Origin of the sequence: Kitasatospora sp. GAS1066B (assembly GCF_041262605.1) — a bacterium.
Classification (GTDB): Bacteria; Actinomycetota; Actinomycetes; order Streptomycetales; family Streptomycetaceae; genus Kitasatospora.
The window spans coordinates 40,873-59,656 of sequence record NZ_JBGCCO010000041.1 but is presented as its reverse complement, the minus strand read 5'-3'; the positions used below and the strand labels follow the sequence as shown (position 1 = coordinate 59,656).

At 72.4% G+C, this 18,784-nt stretch carries 16 protein-coding genes; all 16 read right to left on the bottom strand.

Annotation, left to right across the window (positions count from 1 at the left end):
• Nucleotides 1-90: 90 nt before the first annotated feature.
• Nucleotides 91-1,893 carry a hypothetical protein gene (locus ABH937_RS33355; RefSeq protein WP_370220396.1) on the bottom strand — a complete coding sequence of 601 codons (1,803 nt, stop codon included), beginning with the start codon at nt 1,891-1,893 and terminating at the stop codon, nt 91-93.
• Nucleotides 1,890-3,116, bottom strand: coding sequence for an AAA family ATPase (locus tag ABH937_RS33350; protein WP_280667035.1), 1,227 nt, complete (start codon nt 3,114-3,116; stop codon nt 1,890-1,892). The genes ABH937_RS33355 and ABH937_RS33350 overlap by 4 nt, the downstream gene beginning before the upstream one ends.
• A gap of 548 nt (nt 3,117-3,664) precedes the next feature.
• Complete coding sequence (locus tag ABH937_RS33345) at nt 3,665-3,886, bottom strand: hypothetical protein (protein ID WP_370220413.1); 222 nt, start codon at nt 3,884-3,886, stop codon at nt 3,665-3,667.
• Between the two features lie 798 nt (nt 3,887-4,684).
• Nucleotides 4,685-6,097 (bottom strand): DUF317 domain-containing protein, encoded by a 1,413-nt coding sequence (locus tag ABH937_RS33340; RefSeq protein ID WP_370220395.1) that lies wholly within the window; start codon nt 6,095-6,097, stop codon nt 4,685-4,687.
• A gap of 401 nt (nt 6,098-6,498) precedes the next feature.
• Complete coding sequence (locus ABH937_RS33335; RefSeq protein ID WP_370220394.1) at nt 6,499-7,974, bottom strand: DUF317 domain-containing protein; 1,476 nt, start codon at nt 7,972-7,974, stop codon at nt 6,499-6,501.
• 47 nt (nt 7,975-8,021) lie between these two features.
• Complete coding sequence (locus ABH937_RS33330; protein WP_370220393.1) at nt 8,022-9,536, bottom strand: DUF317 domain-containing protein; 1,515 nt, start codon at nt 9,534-9,536, stop codon at nt 8,022-8,024.
• Between the two features lie 35 nt (nt 9,537-9,571).
• Nucleotides 9,572-10,618, bottom strand: a complete 1,047-nt coding sequence (locus ABH937_RS33325; protein ID WP_370220392.1) for a hypothetical protein — start codon at nt 10,616-10,618, stop codon at nt 9,572-9,574.
• A 65-nt stretch (nt 10,619-10,683) separates the two neighbouring features.
• A complete protein-coding gene (locus ABH937_RS33320; protein ID WP_370220412.1) occupies nt 10,684-11,004 on the bottom strand; it encodes a DUF317 domain-containing protein in 321 nt (106 codons plus the stop codon).
• Nucleotides 11,005-11,049: 45 nt separating this feature from the next.
• Nucleotides 11,050-11,934 carry a hypothetical protein gene (locus ABH937_RS33315; RefSeq protein WP_370220391.1) on the bottom strand — a complete coding sequence of 295 codons (885 nt, stop codon included), beginning with the start codon at nt 11,932-11,934 and terminating at the stop codon, nt 11,050-11,052.
• 96 nt (nt 11,935-12,030) lie between these two features.
• Nucleotides 12,031-12,870, bottom strand: coding sequence for a hypothetical protein (locus tag ABH937_RS33310; protein ID WP_370220390.1), 840 nt, complete (start codon nt 12,868-12,870; stop codon nt 12,031-12,033).
• Nucleotides 12,871-13,331: 461 nt separating this feature from the next.
• A complete protein-coding gene (locus ABH937_RS33305) occupies nt 13,332-14,198 on the bottom strand; it encodes a glycosyl hydrolase (RefSeq protein WP_370220389.1) in 867 nt (288 codons plus the stop codon).
• Complete coding sequence (locus ABH937_RS33300; protein WP_370220388.1) at nt 14,137-14,832, bottom strand: hypothetical protein; 696 nt, start codon at nt 14,830-14,832, stop codon at nt 14,137-14,139. Before ABH937_RS33300 ends, ABH937_RS33305 begins: the two co-directional genes overlap by 62 nt.
• Nucleotides 14,833-14,991: 159 nt before the next feature.
• On the bottom strand, nt 14,992-15,522 hold the full coding sequence (locus tag ABH937_RS33295) for a hypothetical protein (protein ID WP_370220387.1): 531 nt from the start codon (nt 15,520-15,522) through the stop codon (nt 14,992-14,994).
• Between the two features lie 41 nt (nt 15,523-15,563).
• A complete protein-coding gene (locus tag ABH937_RS33290; RefSeq protein ID WP_370220411.1) occupies nt 15,564-16,790 on the bottom strand; it encodes a DUF4259 domain-containing protein in 1,227 nt (408 codons plus the stop codon).
• A gap of 66 nt (nt 16,791-16,856) precedes the next feature.
• Complete coding sequence (locus ABH937_RS33285) at nt 16,857-17,555, bottom strand: HAD family hydrolase (RefSeq protein WP_370220386.1); 699 nt, start codon at nt 17,553-17,555, stop codon at nt 16,857-16,859.
• Between the two features lie 27 nt (nt 17,556-17,582).
• Entirely contained in the window at nt 17,583-18,722 is a 1,140-nt protein-coding gene (locus tag ABH937_RS33280) for an MFS transporter (RefSeq protein WP_370220385.1), read from the bottom strand.
• Nucleotides 18,723-18,784 lie beyond the last annotated feature (62 nt).

Here is an 18,784-nt window from a genome sequence, read left to right as displayed (position 1 = left end):
GTCAGGATGAGGTGGAAGGGGTGTCCTGTCTCGATGAACCCGGCGGACAGGGGCTTCTCCGTCTGATCATCGTGGTCGTATGACGGCGCCTCAGCGTGTCCTGCGGATGGCGGCAGTGGCGGCGGTGGCGATGGCGGCGGGAGCACTGGAGGGCCGGGGCAGGTGAAGCAGGGTGGTCCCTGGCAGGTGGCGGGATTCCTTGGTGAGGGTGAGCTGGAGTACGGCGCAGCCGGCGGCGGTGAGGCGTTTGATGCGGGTGACGGCTTGAGCGGTTTCGCCGCTGGTGTATTGGGCGTCGGTGACGATCACGAGGAGGCGGCCGGTGCCGGGGCGGCTGAGGTCGAGGCCGTGGTCGAGTGCGTCGATGGCGTCGCCGAGGTTGTGGCTGCCGCCGTTGGCATCGAACGTTGTCACGCGGTCTGGTGCCCGGTGGGTGGGGCGGGTGAGTGCGGTCAGATCATGGTCGTAGGCGATGGTGGCGGTGCGGGAGTCGGGGTCGGTCAGGGCCGCTGCGCGGGCCACGATCCAAGCAGCTGATGCGACGGGCCCGCAGGCGGCACTCATGGAGCCGGAGACGTCGACGGCGATGCCCACGCGCAGTGGTGGGGTGGGGGAGTTGCGGCGGCGGGTGTGGGTGAAGGGTTCTGCGGTGGGTATCGATCCCGCGGCGCGCTGGGCGTCGCGGGCGAGGGCCTGGCGCATGTTGAGGCGGCCGGGCGGGGTGGGGCTGGTGGTCCGCTCCTCGGTGCGTTCGCGGTAGGCGGCGGCGCGTAGGGCGCGGCTCAGGCGCGCGGCGGCGGTCTGCTCGGCGGCGGTGGGTCGGCGGGTGCCGGTGATCGGGTTGCTGTAGGGCGCCGGTGTGCCGTCGGGGCTGACGGTGGTGCCGCGCGAGTTGAAAACGGACTTGGCGGTGGCGGCGGCTTTGCGTCGCTGGCCGGCCTGCTGGGCGCGGTCCTGGGCCTGCGCCCTGGACTGCGCGGCCACGGCGTTGCTCGCGGCGAGCTGTGCCGCGAGGTCGGCCGCGTCGTTGGCGGCCGTGTTGTCCAGGACGACCGTCACGGCGCCGGACAGCAGATCGGTGAGGTCCGCCGGCGGGGCGGGCAGGGCGGGGGCAGCGGTGTCCAGGGCGTCGCACCAGTCCTGGGCGTGCTCGAGCATGGTGGTGGCGTCGTGGTCGGCGCACCGGTGGGCTGCGGTCCAGATGCCGGTGAGGGTGGCCAGCAGGTCGGCGCCCAGGACCTTTTCGCACAGGTCGGCGACGGCTTTGGTCTCGCCGGCGTCCAGGATGCCGGCGTCACGGCGGCCGAGTATCAGGGCCGCCACGCTGGCGGCTTGCTCGACGCCCTGGACGCTGGGGTTGGCGATGTCGGGCATGACCAGAGTGCGGGCGCTGGTGCGCAGGTATTTGCGGTCGGTGGGCCGCCTGAGCAGGTGGGCGGCTTCGGCGCGGCTCTCCTCCAGCAGGAGCGCGGCTTCGACGACGTGGGGTTCCGCGCCGGCCGGCGGCTCCCATACGGTGTGGGCCGCATGGGCGGCCTCGTGGACGAACACGCCCCAGGCGGCGGGATAGTGCTCCTCGTCGCCCAGGATCCGCGGACGGACCTCGTGGGGCTGGAGAGGGGCGAACAGAGCGGCGTCGAACTCGATCTCCGCCAAGGCGGGGAAGAAGGCGGCCGGTGCGCCGCTGCGGGTGCCGGGGCGGCAGGTGACGAGCAGGTCCTGGCGGCCGGAGAGGGCGACCAGCCGGTCGCCGAGCTCGGCTCCCACGCGCAGCCACGTGGCCGGGGAGGAGCGGGGCGGTGCGGGCGGGGCACCGTCGTCGTCCCAGCGCGTTAGGTCGGCGTCGTCGTCGGGCGTGGTGGTGGGGGACTGGACGTGGTGATGGGCGTTCATCGCGAGCGGCCCCGGTGCGCGGAGCCGGTGTTGCCCGGGGGCTGCTGGGCGGCCGAAGCGGTCGTGGCGGAGAGCTGCCGGCCGAGGGTGAGGGGCGCGACGTCCTTGACGCCGGCGATCTTGCCGACGGCGGTGGCGACGGCGTCGCGGTCCTCCAGGGGAGCGATCCCGATCAAGTTCGCGAGCGCGGCCTTGGTGCCGAGGACGGCCTCGGTCTTCTGGTAGCTGAGCAGCTCCCGCAGTTGGGGGGCCCAGCCCATCTCGCCGAGCTCGACCTGGCGGGCGAGGTTTCGGGCGACCCGGACCACCCGGGCATCGATCCGCAGGGCCAGGGCGAGGTCATAGTCCGTACCGACCTGGATCTGCACGCTGAACCGGGACGACAGCGCCTCCGTCAGGATCGCCCCGTGTACGCCCGGATTGTGGCCCGCCACCACGTAGAAGCCCGGCTCGGCCTTGATGGTCTCGCCCCGGTGGGCCTTGACCTGGATCTGGCGGCGCCCGTCCATCGCCGGGTACAGCGCCGCCAACACCTTCGGCGAGATCAAGGTGGCGTCGTCGATCAGCAGGGCGCGGCCCTCGGTCATCGCTGTGATCAGCGGACCGTACTGGAAGACATAGCCTCCACCGTCGTCCTGCGTGTACTCGCCGATGAGGTCGCCGACCGTGGTGTCGCCGTCGCCTGCGACGGTGAGCAGATCGGGGAACGCGGCCTCGACCAGACTCGTCTTGCCGGTGCCCGGGGGACCGTAGAGCAGCACCGGCACGTCGGCGTCGCGTAGACGATTCAGCGCCTCGACGTCGGGCAGGTCGGCCAGCTCCCGGGGGTGGTAGAGCTGGCCCCCCGCACGGCGGATCGGGCCGCCCGGCTTGGACGCGGGCGCTGCAGGCGCGGTCGCTGCGGGAGCGGTCGTGCGGGCCGTGGCCGCGGCGGCGCGGGGAGAGTGCGTTCCCGGCGGACTGATCACCGCGGCCTGCGCGGCGGCGGCAGTCTTCGCGTTCGCGCGGAACTTCGTTCCGGCACCGGGCTGGTCGGCCTCGCCGCGTCGTACCAGCGTGTTGACCGCTTGCTGGACAGCACCGTGGGAGTGGCCCAGTGCCTTGGATATTTCCCCGATGGTGAGCGTGTCCGCCGGCCGGTCGGCCAACATTCGGGCGACCTTGGCCCGCAGCTCGCCGGGCCTGGCGTGTGCTGTTTTGACGGGCGGTCCGGGTGTGGTCAAAGCAAGATCCTTCAACGGGTTCGCGTGCGGGCGGTTGGCAATGTGCTGGAAGGCGGGCCGCTCTCGGAGCGGATCACGGACTGTGCCGACGTCGGCGACCGGCCCGGCAGGGGGTACACCGGACCGTCCGCTCACGCAGGCGGAAGACACCGGTGTTCGAGGGCACGGCCCCGAGCGCGTTGAGCGGGAGTACCGGCGCCGGCGAGTTCCAACGGGCGGACGGCGACCAGCGGGTCGATATCGGTATCGGTGGGCAAGGAGGTCTCCAGGAGCAGGGGCACGGTCACGGCGAGGCTGCTGGTGGGTTCGAGCCGGTCCGGGCGCTCCTGCCGGTCACCGAAGCGGGCAGGGACAGTCGTCGGAGGTACAGGGGCGGGAGGATCACCGGGGCCGTGGGGGGCGAGGTCGGCCCGCTCACGGGGTCTGTCTGGGCCGGTTCGCCCGGGCCCCGGGCCCCCGGCTGGGCCGGGCGGTGCGGGCGGCCTCGGCGTGGGAGGTCTTGTCGCGGGTCTGTACGGGTGTGCCCGGAAGGGGCGTACCGTCGGCGCTCACCGGCTGGCCGAGTGCTCGGTGCAGGCGCACGGGGTGGCTGGCGGCGAGCAGCTCGCTGGCTGCCGAGCAGGCCCGTGCGTCCGGTCCGTGCTGGTTTCCGGCGCTGGGCAGGCGCCGCCAGGAGTCTCCTCGAAGCCGGCCTGGAGCAGGATCCGCCGGGCGGCGGCGTTGTAGCCGGTGGTGGTGATCTCGCCGGTGTTGGTGTGCCGGATCGTCACGAACGGCTGGGCGGTGCGCTCTGCTGGCGCCGCCGCCTCGTGGACGGGCGAGGGCCCCGGGACGACGAGGGTGCGGGCCGCCGACAGGGATTCGAGCGCCTCCATGCGGCGGTCGTTCAGGTCCTCGTCGATCCTGGCCAGGGCGTGCATGAGCGTGTACGCGGGGACGGAGTCCGGGTCGGGGTGAGTCTCGTCGAGGTCGGGGTTGACCGCGGTACGGGCACGGGCGAGAAGCCGCTCGGCGGCGTGGAGCAGGCCGCCGTCCTGCAGGAGGTGTTCCAGGAGTTGGTCGAGCTGATCGGTGTCGACTGTGGTGAGGTGGGCGGCGAGTTCGCGCAGTGTCGCGGCGCTGGCCTTGACGTTGGCGACGGAGTCGAGAGGATGCGAGGTCAGGATTTCTCCGTGATGTTCGGTTCGGGGCTTGGAGGGCTTGGGCGGCCGGTGCCAGCCGTGTTCCGGGGTGCGGGACTCGGCGGTGCGGGGCCTGGGGGTCTCACCCCTGCGGGGGGCGGGGAACGGAGCCCGGGCGGCCCGCCGGCACCGTGGTGCCCGCAGCGGCGCGACCGGGCAGCGAGCAGAACTGCCATGATCAACGAACGAATCGCAGTCCATCCGCCTCATCGATCACGGCGAACCGCGCGCCAGGGCCTGTGACTCCGCAACCGTCACCGAGACCGGACAGCCGTAGTGCTGACAGCAAGCCAGTTCCACCCGTTGGTGGGGGCACCGGGGCTGGTCAGGATGAGGTGGAAGGGGTTGCCGAGAGTGGCAGGACGGCACCCTTCGGCAAGGGCGCGGTCAGCGTCCGAGCCCGCTTCGGGGGGCGCCAGCAGGCGCGGTCGGCTGGGGCGTGGTCGTCTGGGCTGGTGCAGCGGGCCGGTGTTGGCTGCGGGCGGTGGCCGCGTTCTGACGGGTTGTACGCGGAGCGCGGATGGTTCTCAGATGCGGGATGACATCGAGCGGCAGGGACTGGCGGTCGCGCTGTACGGGATCGGCGCTGGTCAGGGCCTGGGCGGCGGCGCGTAGGAGGAACGCAGGGGTGCCTTCGCTGAAGGTGGCGTGCCACCCGGTGCCCGCCATGGCGCGGATGGTCATTCCGGCATGCTGCAGCGGCCGGTCGAGTTCCTTGTAGGGGTCGCGCCCTTGGTAGCCGAAGCGGTTGCGGATGGTGACGATGCTGCGGGCGTCATCGGCGATGGCGATGATGCCGTTCTCGCTGGCCTGGGCGCGCCAGCCCGTGCTGTCGAGGGCGTCGTGCACGTCTTGGCCGGTGAGCGTCACACCGGGGTCGAGGGCGGTCCTCCCTGCGCGGGCGGAGTCGTCGTGGACGGCTGCGGCGAGGGCGTCGAGCACGTCCTCGACGATTTCCTGCGGGGTTCCTGCGGAGAACTCGGCGCTCCAGTCGGTCGGAGCGCTCGCAGACTCGGCCGCCAGGATCCGCCATCTCGCCGGGCTGAAGTCCACGCCGACACGCAGACGCCCGCATGGGCTGGTGATGACAGCCCGCTCGCTGTTGGTGAAGTGGGGCCAGGAATAGCGTGAGACCAAGCCGGGACGTTCGAGTTGGCTTGCCGGGCCAGCCAGATGGCGCGGAGTGACGGCGCTCAGGCCGGGGCCGGCCTTGGGCAGAGCTGTGGTTTTGGTGCGGGCGTGGTTGGCCTGGGGCAGCTCGTCGCGGCGTCGCAGCACGGGGAAGCGTCCGCTGGCTGCCGCAGCGAACGTCAGCAGGACCGGTTCCGGCGCTTGCCTGCTGATCGTCGCGGACCAGAGGTGCCCGGGAAGCCTGTGCTCGTCGTCCAGCTCCGGGTAGTCGTTGAAGTCGCGATCAAGGTTGGGCGGGCCTGCGGAGAGCATCATCGGCATGTCGGGGTCTCTGTCGGAGTGGTACAGGGCGGCTGCGGTGTCCCTGGCCACGCTGACGAAATCCAGACCGCCGCAGTAGGTGCTCCAGCCCACGGCCTGGACTATCTCGGTCGGCATGTCGACTGCCTTGGTGCCATAGGCGATGGTGTCGGCGTCGTCGTTCAGCAGGACGGCGGTGTTCACCACGACGGCGCTGATGATCTCGCTCGGGACCTGGTCGTCGAATTCGGCGAACCAGATCGGCGTGTCCCGGTGCGGGCTGCGGGAGGCCAGCAGCCAGTGGCTTCGGCCGCTGGTGTCGGCGGGCAGGCGCGTCAGGTCCAGGCGTCCGCAGGGGCTCGTCAGCACCGTGCCGCTGGGTGTGTCCTTGCGGTTCCAGCAGTGCTCGGCGAGGAGGACGTCGGTGAAGGCGTACGTACCGGGGCCGGCATAGAAGATCGGCCGGACGAGGACGAGCTGCTCGGAGGAAGCGGGTGCGGCGATCGGGGACTCCGTGGCGATGATGCGGCCGGCGAGCGGGCCGAAGGTTGGTCAAGTGGGCGGGGGACGGGGCCTTCCGATCGTAGGGCGATCCATGGCGGTTCGGCGGATCGTCTTCGACGTCCGCTCGCATCGCCAGCCACGCGAATCCGGGCCCGGGGCGGCACGGGCCCCCACCGGCCAGCAGCCCACGCCTGATGTTCAGGTTGGCTGACCGTAGGGGTAGAGGTCGAGGGCGGCGCCCGCCCGGGGCATCGGCTGGCGGGGAATCAGCGCCTCCTACGGGCTGGTGGAACAGGCCCGGCACTACTCGCGATCGGCGCGATGCCCGGGCGGACTTGTGTCGGACGGGACTCGGCGGCCGGCGCTGCCTGCCCAGGGACCGGGGCCTGGCCGGCGTTGAGGGCGGCACTCGTTCGAGCCTGGGCGTGGCCTGCTGCCGAATCGGCCCGGTACGCGTCGCCGGAGGACGGAGCTTCCGGCTCTGCCGTGGACCGCTTCGCAGGCCAGGGGGTACAGGTCACGTGCGGCAGGTGCGTCGTGGGGATATCGGCACGCCGACGGAGTGCTGTCCCGCTGACGGCGGCGGTCTTCATGAGCGTGTCGAGCAGTGGCGCCGGCGTGCTCTGGGACGCCGATACGATCCAGGACCGGCCAGGAACGCCCGAATCGGCGGCCAGGACCAGCGGCTGGGTCGGATCGGTGCGGTCGGCGAGAACGAACGCGGCCTTGTTGTCGGGCGAAGTCGCAAGCAGGCGCAGGGGCGTGTCCTGCACGGTCCAGCCGACCGAGCTCACGACATCGAACGACGCCTCGGGCGCGGGGGCGCCGTGCAGCGCTTCCTCGGGATCGTCACGGATGAGACGTGCGGTCGCCTGTGCGAACGCGTCGGTGATCTCGACCGGAGTGAGATCGTCGAACGTGACGCGCCACAGCGGGGCGGCGTTGCCAGAGGCGTGCGCGATGATCGCCCACCGGCTGTCGCCGGGCGTGGCGCCGTCTTCCAGGGCGAGGCTGACCTGTCGGCAGGGACTGCGCAGCACGATCTCCTCGGCCGCGTCCTCGGGGCAGGTCCAGCCGTGTTCGAAGAACAGGCGGTCGGCGAACTCGACGTCGCTGCTGCCAGGGCCGGCAAGGTAGAGCGGGGAGACGAGGACGAGCTGACCGGGCCGCTCGGATGCTGGCAGCGCGGCTGGCGGGCTGGGCGGTGCAGGGCGCGGGGCGCCCTGCAGAATCGGGCCGGAACTCGTGCGGGTCGCTGCTGTGCTCTGGGCCAACGACGGTGCCTCGACCGGGCTTTCGGCGCGGCGCAGGATATCGGCGGCTACGGGGCCGTGTCGGGCCCATTCGTTCATGTCGCTCCATGTCTCGGCGGCGAGGTCCTCGCGGCTGCGGTCGTCGTCGCCGAGGAACGGACCGGGCGCGGGCCACGCGGCTTGCTGGCGGTGGGCATTGTCGAGGGCGGTCTCCAGCGCGCGCAGGTGGTAGGTCCAGGTGCGGCGGGTGTCCGCGTCGGGATTGAGCCGGACGGCGTTCTGGCGGACGTGGTCGAGGTAGGCGGAGCCGTGCAGCAGCACGGTCTGCATGTGTGTCCAGGCGGACAGGTCACGGCGGACGACGTGATGGTCCCAGGCAGCGTGGTCGGCGACGAAGCCCTGCTCGTCGCACAGGCTGTCGGAGATCGCGTCGAAGGTCAGTTCGGCCTGCCGGATGCCGCGTACGGCGGCTTCGACAGCCTCGATCAACGGCTGGGCGGGGTGCTGCGGGATGGAGGTTCTCCGTTCTGGGGGTGTCAGCGGCCTCGGCTTGGGCGGTTCGGCGGCAGCGCGGTGGCGGGGGCCGTGGCGACAGGACTGGTGCTCTGGGCGGGGATGGTGCGCACCCGGGCGGCGAGTGCGGCGGGTCGTGCCGGCGGCCGGGGAGAGGGAGGGGTGACCGCCATGGCTGTACGGGTCTGCTGGGGCAGATCGAGGGTGTTGCGCTGCACGGGGGCGGGGTTGGCCACGGCGGCGGTCGCCGCGCGCACCAGGTGCAGCGGGGTGCCACCGGTCAGGACCGCCCGCCAGCTGTGCTCGGGAGCGCCGGTCATGTCGATAGACATCCCGAAGTGCCGCTCCAGTTCGAGGATCTCGTTCAGGCCGAGGGCCGGGTCGATGTGGCCTTGGTCGATGTGGGCGCTGGCGTGGCCGTCCGGGGAGAGGAGCGTGAGCATCCCGCTGTCCAGGCGCATGTGCCAGCCCGCCGCGGTGAGCGGTTCGAGGGTCTCGCCCAGCGACATGCCCGGCCCGGCGACCACGGTCGCGTCCGTCCCCAGGTCCGCGTCGGCCGCAAGGGAGTCGGCTACGACGTCGAGGAACTCCTCGACGATCTCCCTCGGCGTTGACGGGGAGAAAGCAGCCCGCCACCCCCGGAAGTCCATCGGGCCGCGGCGGGGAGAGGGCCATGCCTCTACCAACCACGACTCCGGGAAGCGGCCGTACTCGACGCGCAGGCGCCCGCACGGGCTGGTCATCGCTTCGCCGTCGCGGCTTGGCTCGTTCGGCCAGCGCTGGTCGGTGATCAGACGCGGCGGTTCCCCGGCGCCGGGGCCGGCGAGGTAGCGGGGAGCAACCGTGCCCCGGCCGGGCGGCTCGGCTGCGACCGAGGTGGTCAGGTGCGGCAGGTGGGCGGCGGGCAGTTCGCCTCGGCCCCGCAGGACCGGCGCGCGCCGCGTGATCGCGACGGCGGCCCGCTCGGCGAGGATGGCCGGGGCCTGGGCGCTGAAGGTGATCGACCAGGTCCCGTGGCCGGCGCTGCCGCTGAGCACCGTCTCCTTTTCCCAGGCATCAAGCGGCCGGGACAAGGACGCGAGCCGGTCCGGTGACATGGCCGCGAAGTGGCCGTCTCGACTCTGGGTCGGCCAGCCGGCCTGACGCAGCACGTCGAAGGCGGCCTGCTGTCCTTTGGCGCCGTGCAGGACCAGGCCCGGCCACTGGTCCAGGCCGTAGGCGAACGCGTACAGCACGGACGCGGTGATCTCGGACGGGGCCTGCTCGTCGAAAGTGGCCGACCACGACGTGCCGAGCAGGTCGTCCCGCACGGTCAGGGTCAACCGCCCCAGCCCGGCAGGGGATTGGGGCGAGCGGGACAGGGTGGCCCGTTTGCAGGGGCTGATCATGACGACGTCGGGATCGGCGGTCACGGGGCGGAACCACTCGAAGTAGGCGCCGAGATGAAAGGGGACGTCTTCGCTGCCGGGGCCGGCGAGGTGGACCGGCATCACGGCCAGCAGCTGCTCGGCGTCGGCGGTGGCGGTAGTGGAGGGCACGGTGTCTCACAAACGGTTCAAGGTGCCCGGCCGGGTCAACGGCCGGGCAGAGAGGTGCGGTTGGGCAGCGGCACAGGTGGTGGCCGGTCGGCAGGGTTGGCGGGGGCGCGCGGCGCCGGCGGAATGGTCCGGGTTGCGGCGGCGTGCACGCGGCCAGATCCGGTGCTGAGCTGAGGCCGGGCGGCCAGGCGGACCAGGGCACGCTGCTCTTCGAGGGGCTCGGCGTCGAGGGTGGCGACCATGGCCGGCCAGCGGGGATCGGATGGGCCGCGGGGGTGCAGGCCGGCGGCGTTCAGCGTGAGGCCGATGGCCTCGGCTTCGATCAGCGGTGCGGCGCTCTCGGGAAGGCGTCTCGTCTGGCAGATGAAGTCTCCTCCGCCGATCACCGCCTCCGAGAGCCGATCCACGTCGTCCTCGAAGCCCGATTCCCAGATCAGGTCGAGGAGTTCACGGGCGGCGTCGCGCAGCACGACGCTGGAGAGAGGGCTTGTCACCGTGGGCGGCGCCGAGGGGATGTCGGGAAGGTCGACGGCCGGTTCGGGCGGTCTGGCGGTGGTGCGGTCGCCTGCGAGTTCGCTCATGCTGGGTGTGTACGCGGCGATCTCGCGGGCGACGGCGTCGCCTAGGGCGACATCGAGCCGGGGCAGCAGCCTGGTGGTCAGCCGGGCGGCGGCGCGTGCGGCGTCTGCGGGTACGGCGATGCCGTGCGGGGCGAGGTCCTCGTGGTCCCAGTTGACGCCGAGCATGGGCGGTAGCAGGGCGGCGACGAGGAACGCGTTGCGGTGCGGGCCGGGTCGGGCCAGGACGACGAGGTCGCGGTCGCCCGGGCCTTGCAGTCGGCCTGCGCGTTCATGGGCACCGTGCATCAGCGATCCGTGGGCCAGGCCCAGATCCCACAGCTGCTCGTCCACGTAGGTCTTCGCTGTGCGGTCGGTCAGGTCGAAACGAGAGTGGGTCCACTCGCCGGGGAGCTGGCCGGCCAGCGCACTGGTGAACTCCAGCAGGCCGGTGCGAGTTCCGGCAGTCGGGAGAGTGCTCGGCCTGGCGGAGGTGGGTGTGCGGTCGCTCGGTGCGGTGCTCATTGTCGGTGGCTTTCGGAAACAGTTGGCAGGGACTCTCCTCAATGAATGGAGAGGCTGGCGTTGGGTCAGCGGCGGTGGATCGGAGTGTCCGTGGCCGTGGTGGGGGCGGGCGCTCCGGCAGGCAGGGCCGGTAGCGGGCGAAGGCCGGTGCCAGCCCTGGCCGCTTCGGTCCGACTCGTCTGCCTGTGGAAGACGGCGATGTCGAGGTGGGCCTTGACGTCCGGAGAAAGGGAGCGCTCGGCGCGCGGCACGGCTGTTGGAAGGCTCATCGCCTCCGCTGCGGCGGTGACGAGGTGCAGCGGGGTCCGGCTGGTGAACGTGGCGTGCCAGCCGGCGTGGCGGAGGCTGGAGGCGAGCGTCCACGTCGCCGGGGCGTAGCCCTCCAGGGCGAGACAGGTCGAAGTCGGCCCTTCGGGTCGGGCCGCCCGGCGTCAGCAGGTCGGGATCGGCGGCGCCGCGAGATGGCCGACCTGGGCGGCGGTGGCGGCCAGGACCAGGGCGCTCTGCTCCTCTACGGGCTTGGCGTCGAACTCGGCGATCCGCGAGGGCAGGGTGGGGTCGAACAGGCCGTCGAGCTGGGTGCCGGCGACCTGGAGCAGCCGGGTGACAGCTTCGCCCTCGATCAACGGCACCAGGTCCCACTCCAGTTGCATGGCATCGCGTACGAACTCGCTGACCCCGGTCAGGGCGTGGGAGAGCGGGGAGGTACTGCTGAGCCGCAGTCCGATGACGGCGAGGACCTGCGCTGCGGCGGTGCGCAGCAGCGCGGTGTCCTGGGGGTAGGTGAGCCAGCGGCAGCCGTCGAGCGGTTCATGGTCCTCGTCGTCGTTGGCTGAGGCGGCGGCCATCTGGGCGTTGGTGCAGTCGAAGCTGCCCACGACGTAGTCGGCCAGCGAGCGCAGTGCACGCTCGTAGCGCGGCAGGAGTTCGTCGGCCACGACCGCTGCGGCCTGGGCCACGTTCCTGCCGACGACGGCGGAGGGAAGCACGATGTCGCGGGTGAAGGGCAGGTTGAGAACGCGCATGGGCGCGATCAGGTACTGGCCTTCGTGGGGCGCCGGGCGGGGGATGACCAGCAGTTCGCGGGCGGGGCTGGTGAGCAGGCATGCCCTGTCGTAGTCGAGCTGCTCGAAGGACTGCCGGGCCTCGCCGAAGTCCACGATCCGCCGGGAGAGGTGGAAGCGTTCCTCATCGTCGCTGATGTCCACGATGCGGCTGTGCCAGGGGCCCGGGAGGTAGGCGGCCAGGGCACGGGTGTACGACTCGGGGGAGAGCTGCGGCGGGACGGCCTGGTGCTGGTTGATGGAGTACTCCATGTTCTTTGGACGGCAGCCGAGTTGGCCGCGGTGGCGCTGTAAGCGGTGGGGACGGCGGCTGCGCCGGGCGTGGTCGTTCGTGTCTTGGCAGGTCTGCTACTGCGTCAGGACGTGGCGGAGCCTGGGCAGGGTGAGTGCCTTGTCGAGGCGGCCGGCGGAGAAGAACACCGGATTGCCGCCTGCTCCCTCGTCGCCGGGGCGGGCCAGGCTGTAACCGGCCCTTTCACCGCCGTCGCCGGTGCGGAAGCGGACGAGGACGCCTTGGGCTACCAGGGAGGTGAAGTAGTCCTCCGGGGCGCCGGCGTGGGCCAGGGCTCGGCGCATCTGCTGTTGGAGCCAGATGCGGGAGGGTTCGGACCAGCCCTGCTGCTCGGCCTTCACGACTTCGGCGGTGGTCGGGTAGCTGGTGGTGGTCCGTTCGCCGTTGCCGATCTGGCGCAGCCCCCACTCCGTCTCGATGGCCCGGCACTCGGCCTGGGCGCGGGTTCCGTCCCGGTAGAGGCGGGGGCGCTGCCCGTCTGGGCGGACGGTGACTGCCGCGAGGTGGATGTGGTGCGGTGAGTGCCGTACGGCGATCCACCGGCACGTCGGCTCACCGTCTGGCGCCACCCCGGTCGCCCGCACGACGCGCCGGGCGACCTCGGCCCACTGATCGTCGTCCAGGTACGGGTCCTCGGGCGCGGTGCGGACCGCGCAGTGCCAGACCCGGCTGGGCGGCATCGCCCCGAGTTCGGCGGCGCGCAGCACGGCGTGCTGGTCCAGGCGCGCGGCGAGGCGGGTGAGCGTGGCGGCCCGGTCGCGGCCGGGGTCGGGGGCCCCGTTCATGTCCCAGGCCGCCACCAGATGCGGGTCCTCGTGCTCCTCGCGTTGGCCGGGGCCGTACAGGTACGCGAGCAGCGGGCGGACGCTGTTGCCGGTGGAGACGTCCGGGATCACGCGGCCTCCATCACGGTGTCGAGCACGTCGTAGGTGTGCCGAGCAACCGAGGCGAGCACGCCGACGGTGTCACCCTCACCGCTAGACGCCTCCACGGCCTGGGCGGCGCAGCGGAGTTCGGACGCCACCGTTTCCAGGGCCTCGACGAGCGGGCGGCGAGGGTCGGCTTCCGGCCGGCGGAGCGGCTCGGCGGACAGCGCTGTGGCCAGCGCGGCGTCCGCGATGAACCCCGACGGTGCCAGGCCCTCTTGGGCCGCGCGGGCGCAGATGACCTCGAACGCGGCGGGCGTGAAGCCGGCGCTGCGCCGGATGCTTCGCCTCTCCCGGGTCCGGGGGCGGCGCTTGAGGGTGGCGGGCGGGGTCTGCTGGTCGGCGTCGCTGCGGTGGGTGATGGCTGATGGTCCTTCCGGGTGCGGGTGCGGGTGCGGGTGCGGGTGCGGGTGCGGGTGCGGGGCGGGCGTTCAGCGGCGCGGTGGGCGGGGGTCGCGGGTCGCGGCGGGTGGGGTGAGCGGTGCTGGGCGCGGTGTGCCCTGCAGGACCGGGCCGGTGCGCGTGCGGGCAGCGATGGAGCGGGCGGAGGGCGTCGCCGGCGCGACGGGAAGGGGCGCGCTCGGGTCGTCCAGCCAGTCGCGGGCGGCGTCTTGGCTGGGGAAGACGCCTTCGCGCAGCGTGTAGCTGTCGGTGCCTTCGACGAGCTCCTGGACGAAGATCCGGAACGGCAAGGCCGGGTCGTCGGGGTGGGCGTCCTCGGCCATGATCCACGTCGTGAACGGGGAGCTCTCATAGGTGTAGTCGTCGACGATCCGGTAACGGTGCCCGAAGTCGCGCAGCCGCTGCTCGATCGCGCGGGTCGTGGCGTCCGCCGGAGTCTGGACCATGTCCTCGTTGGCGCGGAACCGGTCCGGCGCGGCTCCGCGCTGGATGAGCCAGTGCTGGGCCAGGGACTCGAACGGCAGGTAGGCAACATCGGCCCGGTAGGTGCCGACGGCCAGGTCCCGGGCGATGTGAATGGCGGCGATCTGCCGCGCTCCGGGGAACATGCCGTAGATCGCGGCGCTGTCGAAGGCAACCAGGTAGCTGTCGGTCAGATCGGCGCTGTGCGGATGTGCGGTGTGCTGCTCAGCCAGCACGTGCAGTTCCGTCGCACTGAGGGTGAGTTTGCTCTCGGTGTCGGCATCCGCCTGGGAAGCGGCGGTGAGGTCGTCGAGGCGGAGGTCGAGTTCGTCGAGGTCTATGCGAAGTCCTGGGCCGGAGTGGTACGTCGGGTCAGCGGCGCTGCGCCGGTGGCTGACCGCGGCCGGACGAGATGATGGCGGGCGCCGGTTCACCGGTGGGCGGGTGCGCAGCCAAGACGCCGACGGTGCGGATAAGGGCGCTGTCTGCCCTGGTCGCGCTGACCAGAGCGTCCAGAACTGAAGCCATGTCGGGGGCCGTGGAGATCGCGTGCTGGTGCCACCAGTCCTCGAGGAGCACCTGCAGGTCCGCCAATCCCATTCCGGCATCGGTGATCCGGACGAGGGCCTGCCGCCCGGCGAAACGCCGCGAGGGCCTGCTGATGACCGACGCCTCGTGCAGCAGGTCGAGGTGGCCGTCCAACTCGGCCAGGCCGGCGGTGGTCAGAGGCTTCACGAGATCCTCCTCGGTGGCCGGGGCCTGCCGCAGCTGGGGCAGCAGCGCGCTGGTCAGCGGATGGTCGATCAGCCGCAGGGTGTCCTCGATCGGGACTGCGAGCGGGCCGGGCTCCACGGGAGCGCGGTACCTGTGAGCCCACACGTAGGCGCTCGTCCAAACCTGCCACAGCTCGCGGGCGCTTTGGGTGGTGGCCTGCTGGTCCAGCACGTCGCCGCTGCCCGTGGCGCTGGTGGCCGTCAGCAGGCCGTGGTGCTGCAGGCGCCGGACGTGGTCGGCGGTCTCGTCGGGGCCCAGACCGGTGGAGTAGTCGGGACTGCGGCTGGGGTCCACGGCGGGACTGCTTCGGCCGTTGACCTCCCGGTCGCGGACGGCCAGGATGACGCGGACCGTGTTGGGCGGGGCGAGGATGTGCAGGGCCTGCTGGATGTGCCGGGCCGGATAGGTGGGCAGAGGGAGCGCTCCTTGCGGTTGGGTGATACGTCGGATCGGTCAGTGCTGGCGGTTGCCCGGAGGGCCGGCCTGCTGCGGCTGAGGCGACCGGAGTTGGGTGCCCTCGGCGCCGAGTGCCGTCGCGGTGGGCAGGTCAGCGGGCGTGCTGCGGGTCAGAGCGGCAGTACTGCGGCCCTGGACGATTGCGGTTGGGCGGCCGAGAGGTGCTGGTGCCAGCTGTTCGGCCGTGGCCTGCCGGTAGAAGGCGATCGTTGTTTCCAGCCCATCCCGGGCCTGGTCGAACCGTGCGCCAGTGGTCTCAATGTCCGAGCCGAGGATTCGCAGAACACCGTGGGACTGGATCGGTGAATGGTCGCCCCGAGTGATCGCGCGAAGGCGGTCCAGGGCGTCCGACGCCAGCCTGCGCAGCTGGTGGTCGAGTTGGTCGAGATCCCGTGCCTGACGTTCCATGTGGTCGGCCAGCGCGCCGGGGCCGTCGAGTCCGGGGTGCAGGCGCCGAAGATCCCGGGTGTCGATCCCGAGCTTGTCCTGGACCATGCGGCGCCCCGCGAGCGCCGGCGGCCCGGCCACAGTCGGGGTCGGTGATGAGCTGCCAGGTGTGTCGGTCGCGGTCAACGGGCACTCCGCTCGACGGCCTGGGACAGGACGGGCGTGGCGGAGACGACGGCCAGCTCCTCCTGCGTCCCGGGGCCGCTCGGGGCCTGGGTTGAGCGGGTGCGGGCGGCACTGGCGCGGGTCGATGCGGACAGCGCCGCATGCCGCTCGTGGCCGTCCGGCGTGAGGTAGATCTTCTGTCCGACGTACAGGCTGGTCGACGTGTCGCGGTTCGCCAGCTCCTTGCTGAACAGGGCGTTCAGGGTGGCGTTGGTGATCCGCACGCCGCGCGGGGCGTGGACGATCCAGGCGCCGAGGCGACCGCCCTCGTGCAGCAGTACGTTGCCCGTGGCGATGGCCGCCAGCGCCTTCTCCTGGGTCGAGGTGAGCGTGACCGGATTGTCCGGTGCCTTGTTCGCGCTCGCCTTCTCGGCTGGGGCCGGCGCCGCTGGCTGGGCTGCGGCAGTCCAGGTGGAGAGGGAGCGGTAGGTCTCGGTGAGCCCGGTGAGGCGTTCGTGGAGTTCGGCGCGGCGGGCCACCAGCAGGTCGAGGGAGAGCGCGGCGGAGCCGACGACGCCGCGGGTCTGCGGCTGGTCGACGTCCCGGCCGTCGATGACCGCCTGCATGTCCCGCTGGATCATCCTGGCGAGGCTGACGAGGTTGTCCTGAACGTGGTCCATACGGACGGCGGTGCGGGCGAGTTGCTCGAGGAGCTCGCCGAGCGGGCCGCCGTCGTCGGTACCCGGAAGGGAGCGGATGTGGTCGACTCCCAGCGTCTGGTGGACCATCCGGGTGCCGACGTCGGTGGCCTTGAGCTTGACCGGCCGCGGCGTGTACGCCACTACCGGCCTGCTCTCCGGGTCGAGGACCATGCGCAGCCGTACGACCGAGCTCAGCCAGCGCTCGCCCAGGTCCACGGCATCGGTCCAAGAGTCGACGCGGCCCTGCGCGTCGGCGAGGACACGGTCGAGGGCCTTGGCGGCGAGCGGGCGCAGCTCGGGCGGCAGAGCCGGGATCGGCTTCCTCGGGCGGTGTCCCGAGGTGACCGGGGTGCCGCCCGGGCACTGCGCGGCGACCAGGGCAGCGGCGGCGACGGCCTCGTCGCCCTCGCACGAGTCGACCAGCGGCGGCCCGGAGGTTACGCGGGCGAGCCGGCCGCGGATCACCGCGGCGCGGTCTTGCGCGGGGGCGGTGTCGACCTCGGTGGCGAACTCGCCGGCGTGGTCGCTGTCGAAGGGGCCGATTCCCCAGGTACCGATGGGAACTCCTGAAGTCGTGTCGGGATTGGCGCGGTGGAGCGGCGGCCTGGATCAGGCGGCAGTGAGCTGCTGGTGGGCGAGGGCGGCGATGCCGGTGGCGACGGCGTCCTCGAGCGTGTCCACGAGCGGCACGCCGGCGACAGTGAGCCGCTCGGCCGAGTGCAGGCCGCCGGAATACAGCACCGGGAATGCGCCGACGGCGCGCGCGGCGGCGGCATCGTCGAGGGAATCTCCGATCACCAGCACCCGGGACGGGTCGACGTGCGGCCCGAGCGCCTCCAGATGGGCCGCCAGCGCCATGCCCTTGGTACCGCCGGAGGAACTGGTGCGCCCGTCGACGCGCTCCAGCAGCCCGCCGATCCCGACCTGCGCGACCTCCTTGACGAGCACCTCGTGCGGGGCCAGCGACAGCAGGCTCTGCCCCAGCCCGCGGGCCCGAAGACGCAGCATCAGCTGCCGCGCACCGCTGCGCAGGCGGACCGGCCGCCGAGCGAGGACGTCGAGGAACGCGGCGTCGCTGGCCTTCCACTCGTCCTCGGTGATCGGCCGGCCGAGCAGCGCCTCGTAGAAGCGCGGGATGGGCACCCGGTGCTCGGCCTGGTAGGTCTCGCGGGACACGGGGGCGGCGCCGAGGGCGGGGAGCGTGGCGTTGAGCGCGGCGACGTGGTCGTCGAGGTCGTCCCTCAAGGTGCCGTTCCAGTCCCAGACAATGCGGATCGGGGCGATGGTGGTGCCGGTCGAATGGGTCAAGCAGGTTCCCTTGTCGCAGAGTTGGGGTCAGGAAGAAGTGGTGAGCAGGCGGCGTCCGGCCGCGAGGATGCAGGCGGTGCTGGCAGCGGCGAGAGCGGGCACCGCGGCGGCGGCGAGCGGCCCGTCGGCGCAGAGGTGTCCGGCCAGGGAGGTTCCCGCGGCTTGGCCGATGCCGATCACGGCGATCATCCACGCGGCGGCCTCGGTCGCGGTGCCGAGCGGTGCCAGCCGGTCCAGCAGGACGAACACGGTGGTGAGCATCGGCGCCAGGAACAGACCTGGCAGCACGGCCAGCGCGACGGCGGCTGCCGACGGAAGAGGGGCGAGCAGCGGCAGGAAGCCCGCGGCGAAGCCGGCCGAGGCGAGCACCAGGTGGTGGGCGGTAGAGCCGGGCCAGGTCCGGCGGGCGTAGAGGACGCCGCCGGCGAGGCTGCCGGCCGAGAACGCGCCGGGCAGCAGGCCGGTCAGCCAGCCGTTGTGCTGACGTGTGGCCAGGTCCAGGGCCAGCATCGTGAAGGAGCCGAAGGTGGTGCCGAGGAACGCCATCGCGGCCAGGACCAGCAGCAGGCCGCGCGAGCGCAGTGGCCCGAGCCAGTGCGCCGGATGGCGCTCGGGCCGCCACCGGTAGGACGGCGGGCAGAAGGCGACCGTCAGCGCGCCGTACAGGCCGACTATCGCGCACGCCACGAGCACGGCCCTCGACGAGAGCAGCTGGGCGAGGGCGGTCGCGGCGAGGGGGCCGGCCACGAACACGATCTCCTGGCTGGTGGAGTCCAGCGTGTACGCGGCCCGCTGCCGGACGGGGTCCGGGACGAGGTGGGCCCACCTGGCACGCAGCCCAGCCTCCAGCGGCGGGGTGAACAGACCGGCGAGCGCCGCGAGGGCGCCCGCCCACACCGGGTGGCGGGCCGGGTCGGTGACAGCGAGCGCGATGAATGCCGCGCCGCTGACCGCCGCCCCGGTGGCGGCGACCGGGGCCAGGACGGTGCGGTCGACCAGGCGGCCCAGCAGCGGCTGGCCGAGTGCTGCCGCCAGCCCGTACAGGGCGGCCATGGTGCCGCCCAGCGCGATGCCGCCGCCGGCGGCGCGCACCGCGAGCAGCAGCGCGATCGGCGCCATCGCGGTGGGCAGCCGGCCCACCAGCGTGCCCAGCAGCAGCGGGGCCACGTAGCGGGTGGCCAGGACGGAACGGAAGCCGTGCCGCTCAACGAGCCGAGCTTCAGAGGAGG